Source organism: Sphingomonas sp. R1, assembly GCF_025960285.1.
Classification (GTDB): Bacteria; Pseudomonadota; Alphaproteobacteria; order Sphingomonadales; family Sphingomonadaceae; genus Sphingomonas.
The window spans coordinates 1830830-1855529 of the sequence record NZ_CP110111.1; the positions used below are offsets into that span (position 1 = coordinate 1830830).

The following is a 24700-nucleotide window of genomic DNA, read 5'->3' on the forward strand; positions in this document are numbered from 1 at the left end:
GCGGCGAAGCGCCGGGAGGCGGCGGGCGCGCGGCATCATCCGCCGGTCGCCTGCGCCAGCGCATCGTGCAGCAACGTCGGGTCCACCGGCTTGTCGAGCAGCGCGACCAGATCGAGCGCCGTCACGCGGGCACGCAGATCGCCTGTGGGGTAGGCGGTCATCAGGATCACCGGCACCGCCGATCCCCGCGCGCGCAGTGCCGCGTGCAGCTCCAGCCCGGAGCGGCCGGGCATTTGCAGGTCGGTCAGCACGCAGGCCGGCGCGTCCGTCGCCTCCGCCAGATAGGCATCGGCCGAAGGATAGGTCGCGGTGCGATAGCCCAGCGCGCGGATCAGGCTGGCAGCGGCGTCGCGTACCAGCGCGTCGTCGTCGATCACGGCAATCAGGCAATCGTGCACGCTCGGCTGCTCCCGCGAACTCGGGGATTCCGGTTCCTGCCCAACCCTAGGGGCGGGGCCGCGCGCAGATAAGCTATACGCCTGTTTATGCGGGGAACTACGCAGCTGCCTCGGCGGGGGTACGGGCCTCTGCGGCGCGGACCAGATCGGGCACGGTGCGCAGCCCCAGCTTGCGCATCAGGCTGGCGCGGTGCAGCTTCACGGTGATTTCGGCAATGCCCAATTCGCCCGCGATCTGCTTGTTGAGCAGGCCGCGCACCACACCGTCCATCACCTGTCGCTCGCGCGGGGTCAGTGTCGCGAAGCGCGCGCGCATCGCTGCCGATTCCTGCGCGGCACTCCGCCGCTCGGCGGCGCGCGCGATTCCGGCATTCACCGCATCGAGCATGTCCTGGTCCCGGAACGGCTTGGTCAGGAAGTCCACCGCCCCGCCCTTCATCGCCTTGACCGACATCGGGATGTCGCCGTGGCCGGTCAGGAAGATCACCGGCAGATCGATGCCCCGCTCGACCAGCCGATCGCGGCATTCGAAGCCGCCGATGTGCGGCATGCGCACGTCGACCACGAGGCAGCAGGGCGATTCCGGCAGAACCGCATCCAGCAGTTCCTGCGCCGAGCCATAGTTGCGCACCGAAAAGTCGACCGAGCGGAACAGTGAGTCGAGCGAGCCCCGCACCAGCGGATCGTCATCGACGATGAGGACGACGGGCTGCGCGTCGCGCGCCGGGGCGGCGGGGCTGGGCATCATGGATCCTTTCCCGCCCCTTCTGGGCCACGCGACGCGCCTGCGCCAACCCCGGCCGGGGGAGCCCGCGCTCCCCCATTCGGAGGAGCGCGCTAGCGCCGGTCGCCGCCGCTGTTCGCCTCCAGCTTCTCGCGCAGCAGCGGCGAGGGCTCGCGGTGTTCGGGAGGCGGCGGCGCGGGGCGCGGCGCAGGCGGTGGCGGCGGAGCGACCTGCTGTGCCGGCGGCGGCGGTGGGGTGAAGCTCGGCCGGCGCGGCGCCGGTTCCCCTTCCGCGCGCGCCGCAGGCGGGCGGAACGACGGGCGCGGAGCATCGCCGCCGGATCCATCCGGACGCGCCTGGCGGACCCAGCCCGGAGACATCCAGCCACCGCCGCGGCGCTCGCCGGATTCGCGCGCGGGGGGCGGCGGCGCCGGCTGGGCGGGCGGGGCGGCGGGTGCAGCAACGGGTGGACTGGCGGGTTCGGCCGGGCGCTGCGGGCGATCCGGGCGATCCGGGCGATCGCCGCCGGACCAGCCGGGCCGCGTCCAGCCCGGGCGCGGCGCGCCTCCCTCGGGCCGCGCTCCCTGCCAGCCGGGACGCGTGCCCTCCGCCGGCGGCCGCGGCGCCTCGGCGGTCGGCGGGCTCTCCCCATCGGGACGCTGCGGGCGCACGCCCTCGCCATCGCCGCGCGGCGGGCGGGGCCGGCCGGCATTGCCGGGGCGCTCGCCCTGCCATCCGGGCCTGCCGCCAACCGGCGGAAGCCCCGTGCCGGGAGTGCCGTTCGGCGTGGGAATGGCACCGGGCCCCTGGCCGGGGCGGACATCGCCGCTTGATGGACGCCCGGGTCGCACGCTGCCGGCACCACCCGGCAGGCCGCCCCACATCCAGGGCCGGTCCGGGCGCCCGGCACCCGGCTGCGGCTGCACGGGCGGTCGGCCCGGCTGGCCTGCCACGGGCGGGCGGCCCGGCCGGGGGCGATGTTCCCACCGGCCGCCCAGTCCCGGCGGGGGTGCGCCCTGGAAGCCGCCGTTGCGCCAGCGCGCGAACGCCGCCGCCATCGCCGCGCGGCGGGCGCGTTCCTGTGCCCAGCGCTGCTGTTCGGCGAGCGCGAACCCGTCGTTGCGATAGCGCCAGCCGCTATCCCAGCGTTGGTCGATGCCGACGAAGAACAGGTTGAGGTTGACCCAGCTGCCGGTATCCACCGGCTCCCACTGCCGGTCGAGCAGCGCGTCGCGCACTCGCCGGCCGCGCCGGAACAGCGCCTCGCCCTCGTCGAGCGAGCGCGCGGCCAGATAGCGCGGCAGCAGCGTGCCGCCGCCATCATAGACCGCCGCGACATGCCCGTCCTGATAGGCGAAGCTGCGATCGGTCTCGCGGATGAGGAATGGCCCGCGCTCGCCCGGCGCGAAGAAATAGCTGCGGGCGCCCTCGGCGCGCTCCTCCACCACCACCCAATAGCCGTCGCGCAGTTCCCAGGCGACGGGATTGCCGCCGTCGAACGCGAAGCCATAATCGGGCGGCGAGTCGCCCACTGCATCCCACAGCGCCCGCGCGCGATCGATCCAGCGATAGTCGTCATGCGCGGCGCCATCATCGGCCAGCGTGCCGGCGGTCACCACATGCGCGTCCTGCGCGAAACTGATCTCGGTGCAGCCGCCCAGCAGCGCCGCGCTTGCCGTGCAGATCAGAAGTTGCCTGCGCCTCGCCATTCCCGTCACCCCGTCCATGTCTATTGCTTGTTGTCGCCAGCATCCGCCCGCGCGGGTGAACAAAGCATGACGAAGCATTTCCGCGTCATGAATGCACCTTGGCGAACGCGCCTTTAACCAAACCTTATCGCTCACCCCTGCATAGACTCGGAGGATGGTTAACGCGTCTTTCAAAGGTCTTGGCATGCAGCGCTCGGTCGTGCTTCCGACGATGGTTTCGATCCTGGCGCTGGTCGCCGCGTGCAGCGGCGGCGGTGGCGGCGGCGGTGTGTCCGGCACGCCTGCCGCACCGAACCCCACCCCCGACACCACGCCCACGCCGAGCCCGACGCCGACGCCCACCCCGGTGCCGACGCCCACCCCGGTGCCGACGCCCACGCCGACGCCAACGCCGACGCCGACGCCCACGCCGACGCCCACGCCAACGCCGACGCCCACGCCAACGCCAACGCCGACGCCAACGCCCACTCCGACGCCGACGCCCACCCCGACGCCGACGCCCACGCCAACGCCGACGCCCACCCCGACGCCGACGCCCACTCCGACGCCGACGCCCACCCCGACGCCGACGCCCACTCCGACGCCAACGCCCACTCCGACGCCGACGCCCACGCCGACGCCGACGCCCACCCCCACGCCGACGCCCACGCCAACGCCGACGCCCACTCCGACGCCGACGCCCACTCCGACGCCGACGCCTACCCCGACCCCGACACCTACCCCGACGCCGACGCCGACGCCTACCCCGACACCTACCCCGACGCCGACGCCGACGCCTACCCCGACACCTACCCCGACGCCGACGCCTACCCCGACGCCGACGCCGACGCCCACCCCGACGCCCACTCCAACGCCGACGCCTACCCCGACACCGACGCCCACACCGACGCCCGTCAACGCGTCGCTGCTGTCGCTCACCCAGACGGAGAGCTTCGCCAATGACGGTGCCGGCTTTGCGGGGACCTTCTACCCGGACGCGCGCTCGTGCGGCTGTCTGTCGGCGACGCTCGGCCTGACGATCCGCTACGATGCGGCGACGCGCGGCTACACGGTCAGCGACGGAGTCAACACCGAGACGTTCCTTCCCGGCGATGTCGATTCCGCGCAGTCGAATGCGATGCTGCGGGTCTATCGGCACAGCGGGGCCAATAGCGAGTACACGCTGTCGCTAACCCTGCCCGGCACCAGCGGGGCGCTGACCTATCAGTATGTCGGCGCCGGCTTCTGGCAGCGCGCCGATTTCGACAGCAGCGGCAACGGCGCCTTCCGGTTCGATGCCTTCACCTACGGCGTGGCGACACCGAACGCCGCGCTACCGCGCACCGGCCACGGCGCCTATGCCGTCGATCTGGTAGGCTCGCTCGGTTTCGGCGTGCTCGAAAGTCTGGTCGGCAATGGCACGCTCCAGGTCAATTTCCTGACCGGCGCGATCGTCACCAGCGGCACGGTGAACGAGGTCTCGACCAGCACCGGCGCCACGATCACCAGTTCGATCTTCACCGGCCTCGCCCAGCTCGCCGCCGCCAGCAACGCCTTTTCCGGCATCTTCGCCTTTTCCGGCGGGGAGCTGGAAGGCGTGCTGAACGGCCGGTTCTACGGCCCCGCCGCGCAGGAGGTGGGCGCGTCGTGGAGCGCCTCCAACAGCGATGGCCGCGCAGCAGCCGGGGTGCTGATCGGTCGCCAGTCGGGCGCGCAGACCGGCAACGCCAGTCTCGCCAGCCTCACCGCCAGCCAGATCTTCGCCGGCGAAACCGCCACGCTCGCCGCCAATTACGACGAGACCAGCGGCGCATTGACCGGTGCCGCCACCGCCGGCCAGCCGGTGATCGTCAGCTATGACGCCGCTTCGGGCAACTATACCGTGATTGCCGGCAGCCGCAGCGGCGTGTTCCCGGCGACGCCGAGCGCCGGCGCGGTCGACCAGCTGACGCTCGATGCGCTCAATGGCCTGCGCTATGTCCGCGCCGGCCGCTGGGCGACGACCACCAGCAGCAACGGCGTTTCCACCAGCATGATCGACGCCTTCACCTTCGGCATGGCGACCAGCCTGGCCGCGCTGCCGCGCACCGGCTCGGCCAGCTATGCGGTGACGCTGGCCGGCGCGCTGGTCGATGCCAGCAAGCCGGGACCGTTCGCGCTCAGCGGCAGCGGCACGCTGACCGCCGATTTCGCCAGCGGCGCGATCGCCACCACCGGTACCGCAACCGCCAGCTATACCGACAGCAGCGCCGCGACGACCACCAGCAGCGGCAGCTTCACCGGGTCGGCGACGCTCTCCAGCAGCGCCAACAGCTTTGCCGGCACGCTCAACCTGGCCTTGTTCGCCGGCTATTCGGGTGGGCTGACCGGCCATTTCTACGGCCCCGCGGCCGATGAGGTCGGCGGTGCCGCCGCGCTCGCCGATGCGAATGGCGACGTCGCCTCGGTCACCCTCACTGGCGCCAGGGCGGCGAGTGGCAGCGCGGCAGGCAGCACCCTCGCGCCGCCGGAGATTTCCGGCGACGCCGCCAGCGGCTATGCCATTGCCGGCCTGCCCGGCCTGTCCGAAACGCTGACCCTGCTCACTGCCGCGGATCGCGAGGCGATCACCAGCGATGTCGGCTTCGACGTCTATCGCAAGGCGCTCGCCACCGGCACGGTGCAGGCGCGGATCTACGACGCCGGCAAGGGCCCGCTGGCGCTCCGCTATGCGAGCTTCGCCGAACTGGGCTATCTCGCCAGCAACGCGGCATCGGGCAGCGATCCGATGCGCTGGTACCTCCCCTTCGGCCAGCGCACCACGGCGGACCAGATGCCGCGCACCGGCACCGCCAGCTATGCCGGCCTGGTGTTCGGCAGCGGCACCGCCGGCGGCGCGGACTACACGCTGGGCGGCACCAGCAGCTTCACTGTGGATTTCGCGCGGGCCAGCGCCACCGGCAGCCTCGCCATCACCGGCAGCGGCGCGTCCGGCACGCGCGATTTCGGCAGCTTCGGCTTCCAGGCGGCAGGCCTTTCGGCCAACGGCTTTACCGGCACGCTTTCCGCGAGCGGCGGATCGGGCAGCCTCACCGGCTGGTTCTTCGGCCCGCAGGCGGACGAGATCGGCGCCAGGTTCGATGCTGCGCGCACGCTGGCGAATGGCGACAAGGCGGTTCTCACCGGCGCAACCGTCGCTAAGAAGGGCCCGTGACCCAGACGATGCTGATCGCGCTGGCGCTGGCGCTGCCGGCGCCCGCCGCCCCTGTCCAGACGACCGAGCAGCGCCAGGTCTCGGCGGTCGAGCTGTTCGCGCTCGCCGCCAAGGCCGAAGGCGCGGGCCGCCCGGACGATGCCGAGACGATGTACCGCGCGCTGGCAAGGGACCCCGATGCCGAGATCCGCGCCGAGGCGCGCTTCCGTCTGGGCCAGCTGCTCGAGCGGATGGGCCGCAAGCGCGAGGCGGCGACCACCTATCGCGCGCTGCTCGACGAAAAGCCCGATGCCGCGCGCGTGCGCCTCGAACTCGCCCGCCTGCTCACCCAGCTGGGCGACGAGGGCGCGGCGCGGCGCGAGCTGCGCCAGGCCCAGGCCGGCGGGCTGCCGCCGCAGGTGGCGCAGCTGGTCGACCAGTTCGCCGCGGCGCTCCGCTCGCGCAAGCCCTGGGGCGCCAGCCTCGAAGTCGCGCTGGTGCCGGACAGCAACGTCAACCGCGCCACCGACGCAGCGACGCTCGATACCGTGCTCGCGCCGCTCCAGCTCTCGCGCGATGCCCGCGAGCAATCGGGGATCGGTGCGCGCATCGGCGGCCAGCTCTATGCCCGCGTGCCGGTGGCGGCCAACCTCGCGCTCGTCCCCCGCGTCTCCGGCCAGGGCGACTTCTACGACCGGGGACGCTTCAACGACGTTTCCGCCTCGGCGCTGGTCGGGCTGGAATGGAGCCTGGGCCGCGATCGACTGCGCCCCTCGATCGGCGGCACCCAGCGCTGGTATGGCGGCAGCCCCTATGCGCGCACCGCCACCGCCGCGATCGACTGGCAGCATCCGCTCGGCTCCCGGGCGCAGCTCACCACCAGCGCGACGATCGCCGACACCCGCTATCGCGGCAACCGCCTGCAGGACGGACTGCTGCTGAACGGCGCGATCGCCTATGAGCGCGCCTTTTCCGCGCGCGCCGGCGGCAGCCTGACGCTGTCCGCCACGCGCCAGACTGCGAACGACCCCGGCTACGCCACCGCCGGCGGCGGCGCGAGCCTGCTCGGCTGGCGCGAGTTCGGCCGCACCACCGTCTATGCCACGATCGGCCTGCGCCGCCTGGAGGGGGATGCGCGGCTGTTCCTGTTCCCCCAACGCCGCAAGGAATGGAACGTAAGCCTGGGCCTCGGCGGCACCTTCCGCCGGCTGCAGATCCATGGCTTCGCCCCGATCGTCCGGCTCGACTGGGAGCGCAATCGCTCGACCGTTGGCATCTACGACTATGTCCGCAAGGCCGCGACGATCGGGCTCACCCGCGCCTTCTGATCGGGCTCCGCGCGGTCCCGGAATGTCCCTCGGTACAGGGGGGGGCTGCACCGGCCGCCCTCCGCCCCCTCTCTATAAAGCGCGAAAAGGATCCCGACGCACGCCACAAGAGAGGAGTCGCCCGTGCACCCCGAACTGACCACGCGCCTGGACTTCGTCGGCTATACCGCCGACAAACGCGCGCTCCTCGCCGAGGCGCGCGACACCATCCAGCAGGCGCTGGCCCCCGCGCTCGACCGCCTCTACACCCAGATCGCCGCGTACCCGGAAACGGCGAAGATGTTCTCCGGCCCGACCCACATCGCCAAGGCAAAGCAGCTCCAGTCCGAACATTGGGCCCACCTGTCCGGCGCCGCCTTCGATGCCGACTACGTCGCCCGGGTGAAGCGCATCGGTGCCCGCCACGCCCAGATCGGGCTGACGCCGCAATGGTATATCGGCTCCTACGCGATCATCCTCGATTCGATGATCGAAAGCCTGGCGGCGATGGACAGCGGCCCCCGCCTCCCCTTCGGTCGCCGCAAGGCCGACAAGCGCTTCGACCAGCTCCGCGCGATCGTCACCGCCGCGATGATCGACCTGGAGATGTCGGTCTCGATCTATTTCGAGCAGGAGCAGGCCGGCCGCGCCAAGGCGATGGAGGCGCTCACCGAGCGCGAGACCGCACTGTCCGCGCTGCTCGTCGCGATCAACGAGACGGTGGAGGCGATCAAGACCGGATCGCAGGAAATCGCCCAGGCCTCGGGCGATCTTGCCCGCCGCACCGAAGCCAATGCCGCCAGCCTCGCCGAGACCGCGTCGTCGGTGCAGGAGATGGATCAGCGCCTCAAGGCCACCGCCGACAGCGCCCGCCGCACCGTGGAGCGCGCCGACGGCGCCAAGGCGACGGTGGACACCGGCCGCACCATCACCGAGCAGGCGGTCTCCGCGATGGAACGCGTGTCGGACAGCGCCAAGGGCATCGACAGCGTGATCGAGGGCCTCGACAAGATCGCCTTCCAGACCCGCGTTCTCGCGATGAACGCCGCCGTCGAGGCAGGGCGTGCGGGTGAGGCCGGCCGCGGCTTCGCGGTGGTCGCCGATCTCGTCTCCGCGCTGGCGATGCGCGCCGAGGAAGAGGCCGGCCGCGCGCGCGACCAGCTGACTGCCACCCAGGCCGATATCGTGACCGCGGTGGGCATGGTGGAGAAGGTGGATGGCGCGCTGGCCAACATCTCGGGCGACGTGGCAACGGTGAACGAGCTGCTGACCGAGATGGCGCGCGACAACCAGGCCCAGGCCGGCGCGATCACCGAGGTGTCAGCGACGATCGGCGAGATGGACCGCGCCACCCAGCAGAACGCGGCGATGGTGGAGCAGACCTCGGCCGCCGCGCAGAACCTCGCCCGCGAAGTGGACCGCCTCGCCAGGCAGGCGAACGGGTTCAACGAGGGCGCGGAGGCCGGCCCGAGTGCCGGCGCCCGGGCGACGGTGAAGGCGCTGAGCATGATGGCGCACTAGACGGCGCGAGCGGGATCGGCGCGCTTCGGCTGCACGGGGTAGCGGGCGGGCACGCCCGGCCCCCCGGCCCGGACCGCCCGCCCGCCACGGTGCCGCGCTCCCCCGAACGACGGCACCCTGGGAGACCTGGTGCGCCGCGGGCTCTTGAGGAGCTCCGGCGCTGGACACGGGTGTGACACGGCCAGCGCCGCTCCACGCGTGACCGCCGTCACGCCTCCGGGCCGCATTCCAGACGCCGGCGAAGACGAAACGGCAGACGTTGTTGGGGGCTTGTCCGCGCGCGATTCGCTTGCTTAGATCGTTGCAAGGGGGAAACATCTTGAAACGTTCTGCAAGTTCGATTGCCGCGCTGGCGGCCTGTGCCTTGCTGTCCGCGTGCAGCGGCGGTGGCGGCGGTGGCGGCGTCGGGTCCACACCCGCACCCGGCACCGGCGGCACGACGCCCAGCCCGACACCAGCGCCCACGCCGAGCCCCACCCCGGCGCCCAGCCCCACCCCGGCGCCCAGCCCAAGCCCGACGCCAACGCCGACGCCTACATCAAACACGTCGCTTGCCGCGCTAACGGTAAGCGAGACCTTCACGACCAACGCCGCGACGGCAAGCGGCACGTTTGTGGATGCCTCGAGCTGCAACGGCTGCAGCGCCGCCAAATCGGATCTGACCATTCGATATGATGCGGCGACGCGCGGATACACCGTTACGCAAGGCAACCGCACGCAAACCTTCAACCCGGCGGATCGCGACGCGTCGCAAAGCTCGTCTGCGCTCGACGTATATGTCCGGCGCACCGGCAATGTGGACGAGAACCTGTCGCTGACACGTCCGGGCAGTAGCGGTGCGCTCACCTATCGCTACGTCGGCGCCGGCGTTTGGCAGCGGGCGACGATCAACGGCAACCGAGCCGATTTCACCTTCGACAGCTTCACCTACGGCATGCCGACAACCGCCGCCACGCTGCCGCGCACGGGCTTTGCCAGCTACGACGTCACCCTGATCGGCGCCTCCGGAGAAAAGGGCTACACCACGCCGCTGGCGCTCAGCGGCGCGGGTACGCTAACCGCCGACCTCGCCCGCGGCGACATCAACCTTGCCGGATCGCTCAAGGCGACGGATCCGGTCACGCTCATCACCGCCTACTCCCGCAGCTTTTCGGGCAGCGCGGCGCTGTCGTCGAGCAGCAATGATTTTGCAGGCAGCTTCGCGATCAACAACACGCTGATGGCGGGATCGGTCAACGGTCGCTTCTACGGACCCGCCGCCGAGGAAGTCGGCGCGACCTTTGCCGTCACCAGCGCGTTCGGCGATGCCGCGACCGGCGCCATCCTCGGCCGCAAGGGTACGCTCCAGTCCGCCACCGGGCTCGCCGATCTCACCGCGCAGACGACGTTTCAGGCGCCGGGCGCCTTCATGACCTATGAACGCGATCCCGCGACCGGACAGCTGCTGGCCCGTGCGACCAATGGGCCGGGCTCTACGCTGGCGACCGACCTCTCCTATCAACGCGTCGAAAGCCTGGTCTATGATCCAGCGGCGGGGCGCTACACGTTCACCATCGGCTTGCCCTCGGCCTTTGCCAACCGCGGGCTCGACCTCAGCGGCGCTGCCTTCGACACGAGCAACCGGGTTGCCGCCAAGTCGAACGCGCGCTTCAACGTCTATGAAAAGCAGGTTGGCGATCGCGCATTGCGGCTGACAACCTATCAGCCAGGCACCGGCAATGACGAGCTGGCGCTTACCTATGCCAGCTTTGCCAAGCTCGACATCGCTTCGCTGGTCGGCACCGGTCGTCAGCAGGTGTTCGAGGCGTTCCTTCCCTTCGGCGTCACCACACCGGCCAGCCAGATGCCGGTCGTCGGCACGGCCAGCTATAGCGGTCGCCTCTATGGCACCGCCGGCTCCGCCCATGCCTTCGGCGGCAATTGGGGCGGGCCGCGTCCGATCGATTTCTACGATCTGACCGGGGCCGCCAGCTTCGTCGCCAATTTCGCCAACGGAACGCTGGCCGCAACGCTGCGCCCGATCGGCGTCAACCGAACCGACGGGACGAGCTTCGACTTTGGCGACATCAAGCTCAGCTACTTCTTCATCGGCGGCGCGAGCACGCTGAGCAGCGCGACCGGCTACCAGGCAGGCGCGTTCTTCGGGCCAACCGCGAACGAGCTGGGCGTCACCTTCCGCGCCAACACGCGCAACCCCGCCGGCACCGACGACATGGTACTGACGGGTGTCGCGGTCGGCAAACGCAACTGATGGAGAGGGGGGCGCGGCGCGAAGAGGTGCCGCCCCGCCCCTCCCCCGCGGACGGGTGGCGAAGCGGGGGAGGCGTTCCTATCTGGGCTCTGGCATCCTTTTCAGAACAAAGCTAGAACCCTCCCCTATGGCACTCACCACGATCTCCGTCCGCGGCGCGCGCGAGCATAATCTCAAGGGCGTCGACATCGACATTCCCCGCGACACGCTGACGGTGATCACCGGGCTGTCGGGCTCGGGCAAGTCGAGCCTCGCCTTCGACACCATCTATGCCGAGGGGCAGCGCCGCTATGTCGAGTCGCTCTCGGCCTATGCGCGCCAGTTCCTCGAGCTGATGCAGAAGCCCAATGTCGAGCATATCGAGGGCCTCAGCCCCGCCATCTCGATCGAGCAGAAGACCACCAGCCGCAACCCGCGCTCGACCGTGGCGACGGTCACCGAGATCTATGATTACATGCGCCTGCTCTGGGCGCGGGTGGGCGTGCCCTACTCCCCCGCCACCGGGCTGCCGATCAGCGCGCAGACGGTGAGCCAGATGGTCGACCGCGTGCTCGCGCTGCCCGAGGGCACCCGGCTGCTGCTGCTCGCGCCCGTGGTGCGCGGGCGCAAGGGCGAGTATCGCAAGGAGCTCGCCGAGTGGCAGAAGGCGGGCTTCAGCCGCGTCCGCATCGACGGCGAGATGTACCTGATCGAGGAAGCCCCGGCGCTCGACAAGAAGTTCAAGCACGACATCGAAGTGGTGGTCGATCGCCTGGTGGTGGGTGGCGACATCGCCACGCGCCTGGCCGAGAGCTTCGAGACCGCGCTCAAGCTGGCCGAGGGGCTGGCCTATGTCGACCTGGTGGATACCACGGTCGAGGCGCTGCAGGGCAGTGCGGTGCGCGAGGCGCCCCAGGCGTTTCGGGTGGAAGGCGACGACGCCGCGTCCGAGGGCGAAGGCCCCAAGGCGAAGAAGAAGATGAAGGGCGTCGGCATCCCCGACAACCGCATCGTCTTCTCCGAGAAGTTCGCCTGCCCGGTCTCCGGCTTCACCATCCCCGAGATCGAGCCCCGCCTCTTCTCGTTCAACGCCCCCCAGGGCGCCTGCCCGGCGTGCGACGGTCTGGGCGAGAAGCTCGAGTTCGACGAGGACCTCGTCGTCCCCAACCATGATCTCAGCATCAAGAAGGGCGCGGTGGTGCCCTGGGCCAAGTCGAACCCGCCCTCGCCCTATTACATGCAGGTGCTGGGCAGCCTCGCCCGCGAGTTCGGCTTCAGCCTCGATACGCCGTGGAAGGACCTGCCCGGCGAGGTGCAGCTGATCATCCTCCACGGCACCGGCGGCAAGCCCGTCACCCTCACCTTTATCGACGGCCGCAAGAGCTACGACGTCAAGAAGCCGTTCGAGGGCGTGATCGGCAACCTCAACCGCCGCATGCTGCAGACCGAAAGCGCCTGGATGCGCGAGGAGCTGGGCAAGTACCAGGCCAGCCACCCCTGCGAGGTGTGCGGCGGCGCCCGCCTCAAGCCCGAGGCGCTGGCGGTGAAGGTCGCGGGGCAGGACATCGCCTATGCCACGCACCTTTCGGTGGTCGACGCGCTCGGCTTCTTCCAGACCCTGCCCGAGACCTTCACGCCGCAGCAGCGCGAGATCGCCCGCGCGATCCTCAAGGAAATCGACGAGCGGCTCGGCTTCCTCAACAATGTCGGGCTCGACTATCTCAACCTCGATCGCACCTCCGGCACCTTGTCCGGCGGCGAGAGCCAGCGCATTCGCCTCGCCAGCCAGATCGGCAGCGGGCTGTCGGGCGTGCTCTACGTGCTCGACGAGCCCTCGATCGGCCTGCACCAGCGCGACAACGACATGCTGCTCGCCACCCTCAAGCGCCTGCGCGACCTCGGCAACACCGTGCTCGTTGTCGAGCATGACGAGGATGCGATCCGCACCGCCGATTATGTGATCGACATGGGGCCGGGCGCCGGCGTGCATGGCGGCGAGATCGTCGCCAAGGGCACGCTCGAGGAGGTGCTAGCAACGCAAGGCAGCGTTACCGCCGATTACCTGAACGGCACCCGCGAGGTCGCCGTGCCCCCTAAGCGCCGCAAGGGCAACGGCAAGAAGATCACGGTGCACAACGCCACCGCCAACAACCTCAAGGGCGTGACGGCGAGCTTGCCCCTTGGCACCTTCACCTGCATCACCGGCGTCTCGGGCTCGGGCAAGTCCAGCTTCACGCTCGACACGCTCTACGCCTCGGCGGCGAGGGCGCTCAACGGCGCGCGCGTGCTCGCCGGCAAGCACGACAAGATCACCGGGCTCGAACATTGCGACAAGGTGATCGACATCGACCAGTCGCCGATCGGCCGCACCCCGCGCTCGAACCCGGCGACCTATACCGGCGCCTTCACCAACATCCGCGACTGGTTCGCCGGCCTCCCCGAGGCGCAGGCGCGCGGCTACAAGCCCGGCCGGTTCAGCTTCAACGTCAAGGGCGGCCGGTGCGAGGCGTGCCAGGGCGACGGCGTGCTCAAGATCGAGATGCACTTCCTCCCCGACGTCTATGTCACCTGCGACGTGTGCCACGGCGCGCGCTACAATCGCGAGACGCTGGAGGTGAAGTTCAAGGGCAAGTCGATCGCCGACGTGCTCGACATGACGGTGGAAGACGCGGTCGAGTTCTTCAAGGCCGTGCCCCCGATCCGCGACCGCATGGCGATGCTCGCCGAAGTGGGCCTCGGCTATGTGAAGGTGGGGCAACAGGCGACGACGCTGTCGGGCGGCGAGGCGCAGCGGGTGAAGCTCGCCAAGGAACTGGCGCGCCGCGCCACCGGGCAGACGCTGTACATCCTCGACGAACCCACGACGGGCCTGCACTTCGAGGATGTGCGCAAGCTGCTGGAAGTGCTCCACGCGCTGGTGGAACAGGGCAACACGGTGGTGGTGATCGAGCACAATCTCGACGTCATCAAGACCGCCGACTGGATCCTCGACCTGGGCCCCGAAGGCGGCGTGAAGGGCGGCGAGATCGTCGCCGAAGGCACGCCGGAGCAGGTGGCGAAGGTGGCGGGGAGCTATACCGGGCGGTATCTGGCGCCGTTGCTCAAGCCGCGGAAGGCGAAGGCGGCGAAGGTGGCGGCGGAGTGAGGGAGGAGGAGCGCGGCACCCGCCGCCTCCTGTTCGTCTGCTCACGCAACCTGCTGCGCAGCCCCACGGCGGAGGCGATCTGCCAGGGCATTGCGGGGGTCGAGGCAACCTCGGCGGGCACCAACAACGATGCCGAGCAGCCCCTCACCGGCGACCTGATCGAATGGGCGGACGTAATCCTTTCGATGGAGCGCACGCACCAGAAGCGCATCCAGCAGAAGTTCGGCCGGCTGCTCAACGGCAAGGAACTGGCCGTGCTTGGGGTGCCGGACGACTATCAATATATGCAGCCCGAGTTGGTAGTGCTGCTCAAGGTGCGGCTGCAGCGGTGGATTTCGCTGGCGTGACGCGCGGCGAGATCGTTGCCGAAGATGTCCCTGAGCGGATAATGCTTTCCAAACAGGCGCCGTGCCCCGCCACGACGGCGGTGTGCACCACTCAACGTGGGTGATCTGGAGGCTCCTCCGCCCCGCGAAGGGGCCTCCAGAACGATCTCAGGTCAGTTCGGGCCGACTACCAGGGTGTAGCTGTTGTCGGAGTTCTGGCCGAGAAGTGCGAAGAACGCGGTCGGTACCGACGTAATTCCAATGTCGCCATGCGAATCGAAGTTCAGATCAATCCTGTCTTTGCTGTCGATCGATATCTGAAACTGCCCCTGACGACCGTTACATCCGTGCCCATCGGTACGGCAGAAGGTCAGCGACGCCTGCCCGTTCTGCGGAATCTCACCGATGACTGTCCCTGGCTTCGGCGAATCACAGCAGTTCCAGTTGTCGTCGGTGACGCTTGCGCTGACCGTACCAGCAAAATAGTTCTTGATATGCAGTGTATTGGCGTCCGACATCCATATCCCCCAACTATAGTGGAGGCGCTTGCATATAATCAGCCCCGTCACTGCATAACGTTCATTTATGATCGCGGGTTGGATCAATCGCCGAACAATCCGAAATGTCTTGCTGGATTATAATCGACGCCCGCGATTGATGAGCGGTGGCCGATCCGCGCGCGGTACGGGCACGCCCGCCCGCAACGCTTCAGGAGAACAAATAAGAAACAAATTGCTTTCCTACAGCGCTCATTCCGACATATCTGGCGAGTCGCCTTGGACTTCCAGGAGACGCGACATGTCCGACCTTGCCGAAATCCTCCCGCCCCATCCGCAGGGCGACGACCTGTTCTGCCTCGATGCGATGATCGATTCCGGCCCCGCCCCAACCCCCTGGGTGCGCGCGGATGGCTGGACAGCGGAGCGGCAGCGCAAATTCCTCGAGATGCTGGCGGAGGGGCACACCATCACCAACACCTGCCTCGCGCTCGGCATGTCGGTCAGCTCGGCCTATGCGCTGCGGCGCTCGGCCCGTGGAGCTGCGTTCGCGCTGGGCTGGCAGGCGGCGCTGCTGCTCGCGCGCGAGCACCTGGCGGACAAGCTGCTCGAACGCGCGGTGCATGGAAGCGTCGAGACGATTACCCGCCCCGACGGCTCTACCATCACGCGCCAGCGCCACGACAACCGGCTGGCGACGCACATGCTGACCCGGCTGGACCGGCTGGCGGACCAGTCGCAAGGCCCCGCCGATCATGCCGCCGCGCGGCTCGCTGCGGCCGAGTTCGAGCAGTATCTCGATCTGGTGGGATGCGGCGGCGGCGCGGCGCGCGCGGGATTGTTCCTGGCACGGCGGCTGGCCGGGGCGGCTGATACGGTCGAAGCAGCGACGGATGATCTCGCGCCGGTTCGCGCGCTGGCACGTGCCGATGCCTGGCTGCGCGGGCAGGCAGATTCCGGCGCGGCGGTGGCGATCGGCGATCTCGATCCGGCGCAGCGAGGCGACTGGACCGCCGAGCAATGGGCGCGCGCTGAGGCGGCAGGGCTGCTCGTGCTCGCCCCGGCACCGCCGGCGGAGGACACGGACATGGCGTACGAGCATGAACTTCCTCAACTTCACGACCACGCTTGGCGCGAGGACCAGCCAGTCTGGTGGTGCGAAATCCAGGAAGACTGGCGCACGCATTTCCCGCCGCCCGAGACGGGGTTCGACGGCGACGAGGACGGGATCTACGGCAATCCCGCCTATTCGCGCGCACTTACGGCCGAAGAGCGCGAGGCGATCGAGGCGCCACTGCGCGAGGAGCGCGCGGCCCAGCGGGTCGCGGCGGCGGCGGCACGCGACGCCTTTTTCGCCGATATCGCGGACGAGGAGGCAGAGGCCGTGGAGCCGGCGTCGACCTTGCCACCGGACGCAGCTCCGCGGCCAAGCGGTGCCGGCGCCGGGGCGGGCGATTCTCCGTCCGCGCGGCCTGCGGGGACGCGCAAGCGCCGCACCAAGGCGTCGCGCGCGGCGTCGTCGGGGCGGCGCGGCCGGTCGCAATCGGCGGGCGTGGCATTGCAATCGGTCGGCCAAGCGCCCACATGACAGGGGCTGAAGTCGCAAATCGTTGGTCTCTGGTGCTTTGCGGCTCCGTTTTCCTTCCTTTTCTGCCCCTGAAGCGCGAGGTCCGCCCGAACGGGGCGCGCCGACAACACAAGGAAAACGTTCATGAGCATCACTGGCACCGTCAAGTTCTTCAACGCCGACAAGGGCTATGGCTTCATCGCGCCGGATACCGGCGGCAACGATGCCTTCGTCCACATCACGGCGGTCGAACGCGCCGGCATGATCACGCTGCAGCAGAACCAGCGCGTGAGCTACGAACTGGAGCAGGATCGTCGCGGCAAGATGGCCGCGGTCAATCTCCAGGCGGCAGACTGATCTGACCCCCAAGACGGCGGCTCCACCCGGGGCCGCCGTTTTCGTTTGAACCCCTGGTGGAGACCGCGCCGATGACCGAGATCGAACTGTTCCGCGCCCGCGCCGACGAAGCTGCGTCCGCTGCCGCCGGGTGCAATCTCGACAATGTCCGCGACCGCCATCTCCGCTCGCAGGCCGCCTGGGAAGCCATGGCGGTCCGTGCCGAACGCGTCGCCAATCAGCGCGCGCTCAACGAGGCGGAAAAGGAAGCACGCACCGTCGCCTGTTGAGGCACGGCGGTGGGGCTTGGCCCCGCCCGGTCGGGGCGGGGCCTTGCCGGTCAGTCCGGCTTCTTGGCGACGGCGACGAGCGCCGGGCGGAGCAGCCGGTCCTTGATCATGTAGCCGGACTGGATTTCCTGCACCACGGTGCCGGGCTCCTTGTCGGCGACGGGCATTTCCATCATCGCCTGGTGCTTGTTGGGGTCGAGAGCCTCGCCCAGCGAGACGACCTTGGAGATGCCGTGGCGGCCGAACACCGCCTCCAGCTCGCGGCCGGTGGCCTCGAGACCGACGACCAGCCCCTTCATCTTCTCGTCATCGCGCAGTTCGGCGGGGATCGCCTGCAGCGCCCGGCCGAGATTGTCCGCGACCGACAGGATGTCGCGGGCGAAGCTGGTCGCCGCATAGGCGCGGGCGTCCGCCACTTCCTTCTCGGTGCGGCGGCGGAGATTCTGCATGTCGGCCTGCACATAAAGATGCGCCTGCTTCGCCTCGGCCAGCTGGGCCTCCAGCTCGGCGACGCGGTCCTGCTCGGCCACTTCCGGTGCGGCTTGCGCGGTTTCCTCCCGAAGCGTTTCGCCCTGGGTCGGTTCGGTATTTTCGATGTTCTCGGACATGGTTCCCTGTTTTCTTCAGGCCAGCAAACGGGCCAGTGTGGCCGCCGTGAAATCCACCATGGGCACGACGCGGGCATAGTTCAACCGGGTGGGGCCGATCACGCCGACGACACCCACCACCCGGCCGTCGAGCGACCGCACCGGCTTGGCGATCACCGACGATCCGGAAAGCGCGAACAGCTTGTTCTCGGATCCGATGAAGATCCGCGCCGCCTCGCCCTCCCGGGCGCTGTCGAGCAGGCGAGCGATCTCCTCCTTGCCCTCCAGCTCGTCGAGCAGCTGGCGGACGCGGTCGAGATCCTCGGCGGCATGGGTGTCGATCAGCCGGGCCTGGCCGCGGACGATCAGCACCGGGCGACGGCCGCTGTCCTCGCTCCAGACCGCAAGGCCCCGCTCGACCAGATCCGCGGCGGCAGCGTCGAGCGCGGCCTGCTGCTGGCGCAGCTCGCGCTCGATGCGGCCCCGCGCCTCGGCCAGCGTCAGCCCGGCAAGCGTGGCGCTCATATAGTTGGCGGCGCGCTGCAGCGACATCGGATCGACGCCGCCGGGCAATTCCACCACCCGGTTCTCGACCGATCCGTCTTCGCCGACCAGCACGGCGAGCGCCCGGTCCTGGCTCAGCGGCACGAAGCCGAACTGGCGCAGGACGGTCTCGGCCTTGGGCACGAGCACCAGCCCGGCACAGGCGGAGAGCCCGGAGAGCGCCGCGGTGGTCTCGGCGATGGCGTCCTCGACCGGACCGCCGATGCCGGCGCGCGCCTCGATCGCCGCACGCTCCTCGATCGACGGTTCGTTCGCCTGCATCATCCCGTCGACGAACAGGCGCAGCCCGCTTTCGGTCGGCATCCGGCCAGCGCTGGTGTGGGGTGCCGCCAGCAGGCCCAGTTCCTCCAGATCCTGCATCACGTTGCGAATCGAGGCGGGCGACAGATTGAGCGCCGAGATGCGCGAGATCGTGCGCGATCCCACCGGCGCGCCGCTGTCCAGATAGGATTCCACCACGATGCGGAACACGTCGCGCGCGCGGTCGGTCAGCTCGTGGATCGGCGGCGTGCTCATGATGGTCGGTATCTAGGCTCTGGGAGGCACCCGCTTCAAGGCCGCGCGCCGATCATGGCGGTGATCGGCAGCAAATCGGGCGCAGATCCCAGTGCGTCCGCCATCGCCCGATGCCGCGCCCGGTCGCAGCCAAAGTAGAAAGAGAGGGCACGATGCCCGGCCCTGCCGTCCCATTGCACCTCGACGGAGGGCATGTTGGTGGCGGACTGGCCGCAGGCCGGCTCCCCCGGCACATAGCGGAGCGATCCGCTGCGCGGCCGATAAGGCGCGAGTCGGGTCAGGAAGGCCTCATATTGTGCGGGCGAGACGCGGAAGTCGCGTGCGCCGGTAACCGCAGTGAAGCGCTGCCCCTCGAAGGTGCCGGTCCCGTCCGGCCGCACCGTGACCGCATAGACCGGGCAGGCCCCGAAGCATGGGCTGGTGGCGTAGCGGATCATCTCGCCGCGGATGACCGGCGCCGCCGGCGCAGCGGGGGTGCCGCTGGCGATCGGCGGCGGGGGTGCGGGACGCGCAGGACCGGCCGGCGCCGGCCGATCCTGCGGCGCCACCTGCGGAATGCAGCCCCCGAGCATTGCGCCTGCGACCACCAGTACGACCATGATCCGCATGGTTTGCTCCCCTTGCTTGTGCGAGACTGGCGGAACGCGCCATCAGGGTCTAGGTGCCCGGCTCGACCTGTAGGGAGACTGAATCCAATGCGCCCATCCGGCCGCGCCCCCGACGAGATGCGGGAAATCACCATCACCCCGAACTTCACCCGCCACGCCGAAGGATCGGTGCTGATCGGCTTCGGCGACACCCGCGTGCTCGTCACCGCCAGCGTCGAAGAGCGCGTGCCGCCGTTCCTGCGCGGAAAGGGCGAAGGCTGGGTGACCGCCGAGTACGGCATGCTGCCCCGCGCCACCCATACCCGCGGCCAGCGCGAGGCGGCCAAGGGCAAGCAGTCGGGCCGCACCCAGGAAATCCAGCGCCTGATCGGACGGTCGCTCCGCGCCGTGACCGACCTCAAGCTGCTCGGCGAGCGCCAGATCACGCTCGATTGCGACGTGCTCCAGGCCGATGGCGGCACCCGCACCGCGGCGATCTCCGGCGCCTGGGTGGCGCTGCGCCTTGCGGTCAACAAGCTGATGGCGGACGGCGCGATCACCGTCGATCCGATCACCACCCAGGTCGCCGCGGTGAGCTGCGGCATCTATCAGGGCACGCCGGTGCTCGACCTCGATTACCCCGAGGATTCGTCGGCCGATGCCGATGCGAATTTCGTGCTGCTCGCCAACGGCAACATCGCCGAGGCGCAAGCGACCGCCGAGGGGGCGACCTATGACGAGGAAGGCCTGCTGCGCCTGCTTCGCCTCGCCCGCATCGGCTGCACGCGCATCTTCGACGCCCAGCTGAAGGCGGTCGGATGAGCGGCGAGGGCGACGTCCCCCAGGCAATCCGCAAGCTTGTCCCCGGCAAGCTGGTGATCGCCAGCCACAATGCCGGCAAGGTGCGCGAGATCCGCGAGCTGCTCGGTCCCTATGGGATCGAGCCGGTGTCGGCCGCCGAGCTGGACCTGCCCGAACCGGAGGAAACCGGCACCAGCTTTGTCGCCAATGCCGAACTGAAGGCGCTGCAGGCAGCCGACCTGTCCGGACTGCCCGCGCTGGCCGACGATTCGGGCCTGTGCGTCGAAGCGCTGAACCTCGCGCCCGGCATTTATTCGGCGCGCTGGGGGGCCGCCGCGCCCGGGATGGACGGGCTGGAGCCGGTCGCCCCCTTCGAAGGCCGCGATTTCGGCCTGGCGATGCAGCGCGTGCAGAACAAGCTGGCGGCGTTGCCGCCGGAATCCAGCCGGGCCGCGCACTTCGTGTGCGCACTCGCGCTCGCCTGGCCGGATGGGCATGTCGAGTGGTTCGAGGGCCGAGTCCATGGCGAACTGGTCTGGCCGCCGCGCGGCGACAAGGGCTTTGGCTATGATCCCATGTTCGTGCCGCTGGGGCATGCGCAGACCTTTGGCGAAATGGATCCATCCGCAAAGCATGCAATGAGCCACCGAGCCGATGCTTTCCAGCAGTTGGTAGCAGCGGTATTCTAGGACGCTTCCTACCCCAACGGGCATATATTCGCATCGTCGAAAGTTTAAGCTATCGTAACGACGTCCATATGTTGATCGGATACCGATCCCTGCCTAAGCCTGTGGGACGATGAGGGAGAAATTGGGGGTGCCGAGCGCCGAACTATTCCAGGAAGTCGACGCTCGGCTCAGCGAAATCAAGCAGCTGTTCACGCAACTCGCTGGAGAGCCGGCTGTTAACGCGACGTTGGAGGACACTAACAGGCCGCGGCTTGGCCGCGTGGATCTCGCTCGGCTGATGCTGTGGTGCCGCGAGCTGCTGGAGCGCGAAGTGGCGACTGATCTGTTCGCCGACCCCGCCTTCAACATCCTTCTCACGCTGTATGTCAGCCGCGCGGAAGGGCGGGACGTCTCGACCTCGGGCGCCTGCACCGCCTCTGGCGTGCCGACCACGACGGCGCTTCGCTGGATCAACGCGCTCGCGCGGCGCGGCATGGTTCACAAGCGCAGCCTGCCGAGCGACCGTCGGTTCACCTATCTGGAACTGAGCAGCGAAACGGCGGATGCGCTGGAGCGCTTCTTCGACCGTATCCTCAATCGCGTGGCGGCGCGGCCGGAAGCGTAACCCCATGCCTGGAGGCTAGCCGCTCCAGGGACAGCGAGACATGCGCCGCCTCGGCATCCTCGCCAAGGCGGTCGAGCAATGCGATCGCATCCACCAGATGCGCGCACGCCGCCGCTATCCCTGAACCCCGTTCGTCCATTCTGTCAAAAACTCGCGTATCTTTAGATCCACATTGGATTTTTGCGTACGCTCCGACAAGTCAGGAGTTATCCCGACACGGGACACACCGGTAGGTGCCTTTGTTTGCATCACAACGAATCGGAACATTGCGCCGATAGGTCCATTTTGGATAAGGACCCCACTTCGCTTGCAAGGATCGCCAGGTGACGCCGCTCTCTACGCTCCTCGAGCGCGCCGAAGCGATCTACCTCACCCACGGTGCCGGCAGCGCCGCCTATCTTCTGGAACAGATTGAGGCATCCATTCGCGAGGGCGCGTCGGTCCAGCGAATCCGCGAACTGGATCATCTTCTCCAGCTCATCGAATATCGCGATCGCACGCTAAGCCTGTACGGCAAGCGCTGAACAGCGCTGTGCACCGTAGAGCCGATCCTGGGAGGGGATCGCTCGCAGCGGCGGTGGTGGATAGGGATGGATTCGAACCACCGTAGGGCGAAGCCCGGCAGATTTACAGTCTGCTGCCTTTAACCACTCGGCCACCTATCCATGGAGACCGCCGCTTGCGAGCGAGGTGGGCCCAATGCCGAAGCGGATCGCAGCTGTCAACGCCTTGCGTGCACTCTTTTGCGCGCATAGCGTCCCGGCGTCACTTTTTGGGGGGAAACCAATGCGTCGTTCCATGCTCGCTCTCACCGCCGCGCTGCTCGCCAGTGCGCCGATCGCTGCCCAGACGATCCAGACCACGCCGACGGACCGTGTGATCGACCAGGGCACCAACCACAGCGAGGTGATGCGAATCGCGCAGTACCTGACGGACGTGATCGGCGCGCGCCTCACCAACTCGCCCGGCATCCGCAAAGCGGAGGACTGGACCCAGGCCAAGTTCCGCGAATGGGGCCTGGTCAATGTCCACAAGGAAGGCTTCGAGTTCGGCCGCGGCTGGTGGAACGAGAAACTGGCGGTGCGCATGGTCGCCCCCCGCCCGCTCCAGCTGATCGCCGCCCCCCTGCCCTGGACGCCGGGCACCAGCGGCGCCGTCACCGGCGAGGTCGTGCTCGCCCCGCTCGCCGACGAGGCCGCCTTTGCCCAGTTCAAGGGCAAGCTCAAAGGCAAGGTCGTTTTGATCAGCGAGCCGCGAGAGCTTGAGGAAGCAACCGAGGCGCCGTTCAAGCGCTGGACCGACGACGAACTCACCAAGCGCGACAATTACGACCTGCTCAACGGCAGCGGCGGCGGCAATCGTGCGTTCAACCCCGCCCGCCTCACCTTCGGCGCCAAGCGCGATGCGTTCCTGAAGGAGGAGGGCGCGATCGGCTACGCGATCATGTCGAGCCGCAACGGCAAGCTGGTGCACGGCCAGAACAGCCAGTTCCAGGTCGGCCAGTCGGGCCTGATCCCCGGCATCGAAATCGCCGCCGAGGATTATCGTCGCCTCGCCCGCCTCGCTAAGATGGGCGCCAAGCCGACGCTGGAGATCGATGCGGTCAACCATTTCGACGACAGCGACACCAAGGCCTACAACGTCCTCGCCGACATCCCCGGCACCGATCCCAAGGCCGGCTATGTGATGGCCGGCGCGCATTTCGACAGCTGGGCAATGGGCGACGGTGCAGCGGACAACGGTGCGGGCAGCGCGATGGTGATGGAGGCCGCCCGCATCATCAAGGCATCGGGCATCAAGACCAAGCGCGCCATCCGCTTCGCGCTGTGGGCGGGCGAGGAGCAGGGCCTGCTCGGCTCGATGGCCTATGTCGAGAATCACGTTGCCAAGCGCCCGGTCGATGCCGGCGCGAGCGGCATGGTGCGCTACATGACCTGGAGCCGTGCCTTCCCGATCACGCCGGGGCCGGATCACGGCAAGCTCGCTGCCTATTTCAACCTCGACAACGGCTCGGGCAAGATTCGCGGCATCTATGCCCAGGGCAATACCGCGGTGATGCCGATCTTCGAGCAGTGGTTCGCGCCGTTTCGCAGCATGGGCGCGATCGAGGTTTCGTCGCGGCGCACCGGCAGCACCGACCATGTCTTCTTCGACGCGGTGGGCATTCCGGCGTTCCAGTTCATCCAGGACCCCCTCGACTATGGCTCCATGGTGCACCATACGGACGTCGACACGTTCGATCATCTGAAGGCCGACGACATGCGCCAGGGCGCACTGATCCTCGCCGAATTCCTGATCAACGCCGCCAACAGCGATCAGCCGCTGCCGCGCGTGCCGCTTGCGACCGCGCCCACCCCGGCCGATCAGTTCTACACCTTCCCGGAGTCTGCACACTGATGAAACGTCGAGGCCATCGTCCCAGCCAGGCATCTGCATCGCGGCCGCGTTTCTACGGCCGCCACGCGGTGCTCGCGGCACTCGCCAACCCCGAGCGGACGGTGCGCAAGATCTGGGGCACGCGCGAGGCGCTGTCGGCGCTGGACCTGCCCCCGGTCATCCCGATCACCTATGCCGAGGCGGCCGATCTTGGCCGCCTCGTGCCGGCCGATGCGCCGCACCAGGGGCTGGTGGCGGAAGTCGACCCGCTCGAGGAAATCTGGCTGGGCGATCTGCTCGACCAGGGTGGGGAGGACAAGCGCCCGCTGCTGGTACTCGACCAGGTCACCGATCCGCACAATGTCGGCGCGATCCTGCGCTCGGCGGCGGCGTTCGACGCACTCGGCATCGTCACCCAGGACCGGCACGCGCCGCCCGAGACCGGCACCCTTGCCCGCTCGGCCGCGGGCACGCTGGAAGTGGTCCCCTGGGTTCGCGTGGTGAACCTGTCGCGCGCGCTGGACGAGATCGCCGAAGCCGGCTTCTGGCGCGTCGGGCTCACCGGCCATGCCAAGGCGACGCTGGGCGAGGTGATGGGTGCAGGCCGCGTCGCGCTGGTGCTGGGCGCCGAGGGCGAGGGCATGCGCCAGAATACCGAGGCGCATTGCGACGAACTGGCCCGCCTGCCGATCTCGCCCAAGGTGGAAAGCCTCAACGTCTCGAACGCCGCGGCTGTCGCGCTCTACGCCGTCAACACGCGCGGCTGAGGGGCAAG

23 protein-coding genes and 1 tRNA gene are annotated in these 24700 nt (G+C 68.9%); 16 read left to right on the forward strand and 8 right to left on the reverse strand.

Features of this window, described 5'->3' with window-relative positions; all coding sequences use genetic code 11:
• Nucleotides 1-35: 35 nt before the first annotated feature.
• The 3 genes from OIM94_RS08885 to OIM94_RS08895 all read right to left on the reverse strand — a co-directional run bounded on the left by OIM94_RS08885 (nucleotide 36) and on the right by OIM94_RS08895 (nucleotide 2831).
• The gene (locus OIM94_RS08885; protein WP_264609699.1) at nucleotides 36-398 is read right to left on the reverse strand and encodes a response regulator transcription factor; all 363 of its coding nucleotides are present in this window, start codon (nucleotides 396-398) and stop codon (nucleotides 36-38) included.
• A 97-nt stretch (nucleotides 399-495) separates the two neighbouring features.
• Nucleotides 496-1146, reverse strand: a complete 651-nt coding sequence (locus OIM94_RS08890) for a response regulator transcription factor (RefSeq protein ID WP_319801148.1) — start codon at nucleotides 1144-1146, stop codon at nucleotides 496-498.
• A gap of 89 nt (nucleotides 1147-1235) precedes the next feature.
• Nucleotides 1236-2831 (reverse strand): hypothetical protein, encoded by a 1596-nt coding sequence (locus tag OIM94_RS08895; protein ID WP_264609700.1) that lies wholly within the window; start codon nucleotides 2829-2831, stop codon nucleotides 1236-1238.
• A gap of 240 nt (nucleotides 2832-3071) precedes the next feature.
• Here OIM94_RS08895 and OIM94_RS08900 point away from each other — a divergent pair, with 240 nt between their 5' ends.
• The 7 genes from OIM94_RS08900 (at nucleotide 3072) to OIM94_RS08930 (ending at nucleotide 14532) form a co-directional block, all read left to right on the forward strand.
• A complete protein-coding gene (locus tag OIM94_RS08900) occupies nucleotides 3072-3773 on the forward strand; it encodes an MSCRAMM family adhesin SdrC (RefSeq protein ID WP_264609701.1) in 702 nt (233 codons plus the stop codon).
• A gap of 175 nt (nucleotides 3774-3948) precedes the next feature.
• The gene (locus OIM94_RS08905) at nucleotides 3949-6003 is read left to right on the forward strand and encodes a transferrin-binding protein-like solute binding protein (protein ID WP_264609702.1); all 2055 of its coding nucleotides are present in this window, start codon (nucleotides 3949-3951) and stop codon (nucleotides 6001-6003) included.
• Nucleotides 6000-7310 carry a surface lipoprotein assembly modifier gene (locus OIM94_RS08910; RefSeq protein WP_264609703.1) on the forward strand — a complete coding sequence of 437 codons (1311 nt, stop codon included), beginning with the start codon at nucleotides 6000-6002 and terminating at the stop codon, nucleotides 7308-7310. Before OIM94_RS08905 ends, OIM94_RS08910 begins: the two co-directional genes overlap by 4 nt.
• A gap of 123 nt (nucleotides 7311-7433) precedes the next feature.
• Nucleotides 7434-8810, forward strand: a complete 1377-nt coding sequence (locus OIM94_RS08915) for a globin-coupled sensor protein (protein ID WP_264609704.1) — start codon at nucleotides 7434-7436, stop codon at nucleotides 8808-8810.
• Between the two features lie 319 nt (nucleotides 8811-9129).
• Nucleotides 9130-11061, forward strand: coding sequence for a transferrin-binding protein-like solute binding protein (locus OIM94_RS08920; RefSeq protein WP_264609705.1), 1932 nt, complete (start codon nucleotides 9130-9132; stop codon nucleotides 11059-11061).
• Nucleotides 11062-11188: 127 nt separating this feature from the next.
• The gene (gene uvrA / locus OIM94_RS08925; protein ID WP_264609706.1) at nucleotides 11189-14185 is read left to right on the forward strand and encodes an excinuclease ABC subunit UvrA; all 2997 of its coding nucleotides are present in this window, start codon (nucleotides 11189-11191) and stop codon (nucleotides 14183-14185) included.
• Nucleotides 14182-14532 carry a low molecular weight protein tyrosine phosphatase family protein gene (locus tag OIM94_RS08930; protein WP_264609707.1) on the forward strand — a complete coding sequence of 117 codons (351 nt, stop codon included), beginning with the start codon at nucleotides 14182-14184 and terminating at the stop codon, nucleotides 14530-14532. Before uvrA ends, OIM94_RS08930 begins: the two co-directional genes overlap by 4 nt.
• A 152-nt stretch (nucleotides 14533-14684) precedes the next feature.
• On the opposite strand, the gene OIM94_RS08935 is transcribed toward OIM94_RS08930, so the two are convergent.
• Nucleotides 14685-15029 (reverse strand): hypothetical protein, encoded by a 345-nt coding sequence (locus OIM94_RS08935; RefSeq protein ID WP_264609708.1) that lies wholly within the window; start codon nucleotides 15027-15029, stop codon nucleotides 14685-14687.
• A 280-nt stretch (nucleotides 15030-15309) separates the two neighbouring features.
• Between OIM94_RS08935 and OIM94_RS08940 the strand changes: the two genes are divergently transcribed.
• The 3 genes from OIM94_RS08940 to OIM94_RS08950 all read left to right on the forward strand — a co-directional run bounded on the left by OIM94_RS08940 (nucleotide 15310) and on the right by OIM94_RS08950 (nucleotide 17201).
• Entirely contained in the window at nucleotides 15310-16596 is a 1287-nt protein-coding gene (locus OIM94_RS08940; protein ID WP_264609709.1) for a hypothetical protein, read from the forward strand.
• Between the two features lie 123 nt (nucleotides 16597-16719).
• Nucleotides 16720-16932 (forward strand): cold-shock protein, encoded by a 213-nt coding sequence (locus OIM94_RS08945; RefSeq protein ID WP_264609710.1) that lies wholly within the window; start codon nucleotides 16720-16722, stop codon nucleotides 16930-16932.
• Between the two features lie 71 nt (nucleotides 16933-17003).
• On the forward strand, nucleotides 17004-17201 hold the full coding sequence (locus OIM94_RS08950; protein ID WP_264609711.1) for a hypothetical protein: 198 nt from the start codon (nucleotides 17004-17006) through the stop codon (nucleotides 17199-17201).
• Between the two features lie 50 nt (nucleotides 17202-17251).
• Here OIM94_RS08950 and grpE read toward each other — a convergent pair whose 3' ends face one another.
• The 3 genes from grpE to OIM94_RS08965 are packed head-to-tail and all read right to left on the reverse strand — an operon-like array spanning nucleotide 17252 to nucleotide 19476.
• Entirely contained in the window at nucleotides 17252-17809 is a 558-nt protein-coding gene (grpE, locus tag OIM94_RS08955; RefSeq protein ID WP_264609712.1) for a nucleotide exchange factor GrpE, read from the reverse strand.
• A 15-nt stretch (nucleotides 17810-17824) separates the two neighbouring features.
• Entirely contained in the window at nucleotides 17825-18868 is a 1044-nt protein-coding gene (gene hrcA / locus OIM94_RS08960; RefSeq protein ID WP_264609713.1) for a heat-inducible transcriptional repressor HrcA, read from the reverse strand.
• 35 nt (nucleotides 18869-18903) lie between these two features.
• Nucleotides 18904-19476 carry a DUF6438 domain-containing protein gene (locus tag OIM94_RS08965; protein WP_264609714.1) on the reverse strand — a complete coding sequence of 191 codons (573 nt, stop codon included), beginning with the start codon at nucleotides 19474-19476 and terminating at the stop codon, nucleotides 18904-18906.
• A gap of 87 nt (nucleotides 19477-19563) precedes the next feature.
• On the opposite strand from OIM94_RS08965, the gene rph reads away from it, so the two are divergent.
• From rph to OIM94_RS08985, 4 genes are all read left to right on the forward strand, one after another.
• Complete coding sequence (gene rph, locus OIM94_RS08970; RefSeq protein ID WP_264609715.1) at nucleotides 19564-20277, forward strand: ribonuclease PH; 714 nt, start codon at nucleotides 19564-19566, stop codon at nucleotides 20275-20277.
• Nucleotides 20274-20945, forward strand: coding sequence for an RdgB/HAM1 family non-canonical purine NTP pyrophosphatase (gene rdgB / locus OIM94_RS08975; RefSeq protein ID WP_264609716.1), 672 nt, complete (start codon nucleotides 20274-20276; stop codon nucleotides 20943-20945). The genes rph and rdgB overlap by 4 nt, the downstream gene beginning before the upstream one ends.
• A 127-nt stretch (nucleotides 20946-21072) precedes the next feature.
• Nucleotides 21073-21549, forward strand: a complete 477-nt coding sequence (locus OIM94_RS08980; protein ID WP_264609717.1) for a transcriptional regulator — start codon at nucleotides 21073-21075, stop codon at nucleotides 21547-21549.
• Nucleotides 21550-21872: 323 nt separating this feature from the next.
• Complete coding sequence (locus OIM94_RS08985) at nucleotides 21873-22073, forward strand: hypothetical protein (protein ID WP_264609718.1); 201 nt, start codon at nucleotides 21873-21875, stop codon at nucleotides 22071-22073.
• 54 nt (nucleotides 22074-22127) lie between these two features.
• On the opposite strand, the gene OIM94_RS08990 is transcribed toward OIM94_RS08985, so the two are convergent.
• A tRNA-Tyr gene (locus OIM94_RS08990) sits at nucleotides 22128-22214 on the reverse strand.
• Nucleotides 22215-22335: 121 nt separating this feature from the next.
• Between OIM94_RS08990 and OIM94_RS08995 the strand changes: the two genes are divergently transcribed.
• Together OIM94_RS08995 and rlmB are read left to right on the forward strand one after the other, a co-directional pair.
• A complete protein-coding gene (locus tag OIM94_RS08995; protein ID WP_264609719.1) occupies nucleotides 22336-23946 on the forward strand; it encodes a M20/M25/M40 family metallo-hydrolase in 1611 nt (536 codons plus the stop codon).
• Entirely contained in the window at nucleotides 23946-24692 is a 747-nt protein-coding gene (rlmB, locus tag OIM94_RS09000; protein ID WP_264609720.1) for a 23S rRNA (guanosine(2251)-2'-O)-methyltransferase RlmB, read from the forward strand. The genes OIM94_RS08995 and rlmB overlap by 1 nt, the downstream gene beginning before the upstream one ends.
• The last annotated feature ends 8 nt before the right edge of the window (nucleotides 24693-24700 follow it).

Bases quoted from the DNA above. Each gene is read 5' to 3' on its own strand.
- OIM94_RS08935 (WP_264609708.1), bottom strand. From the start codon at position 15,029: ATGTCGGACGCCAATACACTGCATATCAAGAACTATTTTGCTGGTACG.
- grpE (WP_264609712.1), bottom strand. From the start codon at position 17,809: ATGTCCGAGAACATCGAAAATACCGAACCGACCCAGGGCGAAACGCTT.
- uvrA (WP_264609706.1), top strand. From the start codon at position 11,189: ATGGCACTCACCACGATCTCCGTCCGCGGCGCGCGCGAGCATAATCTC.
- rph (WP_264609715.1), top strand. From the start codon at position 19,564: ATGCGCCCATCCGGCCGCGCCCCCGACGAGATGCGGGAAATCACCATC.
- OIM94_RS08945 (WP_264609710.1), top strand. From the start codon at position 16,720: ATGAGCATCACTGGCACCGTCAAGTTCTTCAACGCCGACAAGGGCTAT.
- OIM94_RS08995 (WP_264609719.1), top strand. From the start codon at position 22,336: ATGCGTCGTTCCATGCTCGCTCTCACCGCCGCGCTGCTCGCCAGTGCG.
- OIM94_RS08950 (WP_264609711.1), top strand. From the start codon at position 17,004: ATGACCGAGATCGAACTGTTCCGCGCCCGCGCCGACGAAGCTGCGTCC.
- OIM94_RS08905 (WP_264609702.1), top strand. From the start codon at position 3,949: ATGCTGCGGGTCTATCGGCACAGCGGGGCCAATAGCGAGTACACGCTG.
- OIM94_RS08940 (WP_264609709.1), top strand. From the start codon at position 15,310: ATGTCCGACCTTGCCGAAATCCTCCCGCCCCATCCGCAGGGCGACGAC.
- rdgB (WP_264609716.1), top strand. From the start codon at position 20,274: ATGAGCGGCGAGGGCGACGTCCCCCAGGCAATCCGCAAGCTTGTCCCC.
- OIM94_RS08890 (WP_319801148.1), bottom strand. From the start codon at position 1,146: ATGATGCCCAGCCCCGCCGCCCCGGCGCGCGACGCGCAGCCCGTCGTC.
- OIM94_RS08895 (WP_264609700.1), bottom strand. From the start codon at position 2,831: ATGGCGAGGCGCAGGCAACTTCTGATCTGCACGGCAAGCGCGGCGCTG.
- hrcA (WP_264609713.1), bottom strand. From the start codon at position 18,868: ATGAGCACGCCGCCGATCCACGAGCTGACCGACCGCGCGCGCGACGTG.
- OIM94_RS08965 (WP_264609714.1), bottom strand. From the start codon at position 19,476: ATGCGGATCATGGTCGTACTGGTGGTCGCAGGCGCAATGCTCGGGGGC.
- rlmB (WP_264609720.1), top strand. From the start codon at position 23,946: ATGAAACGTCGAGGCCATCGTCCCAGCCAGGCATCTGCATCGCGGCCG.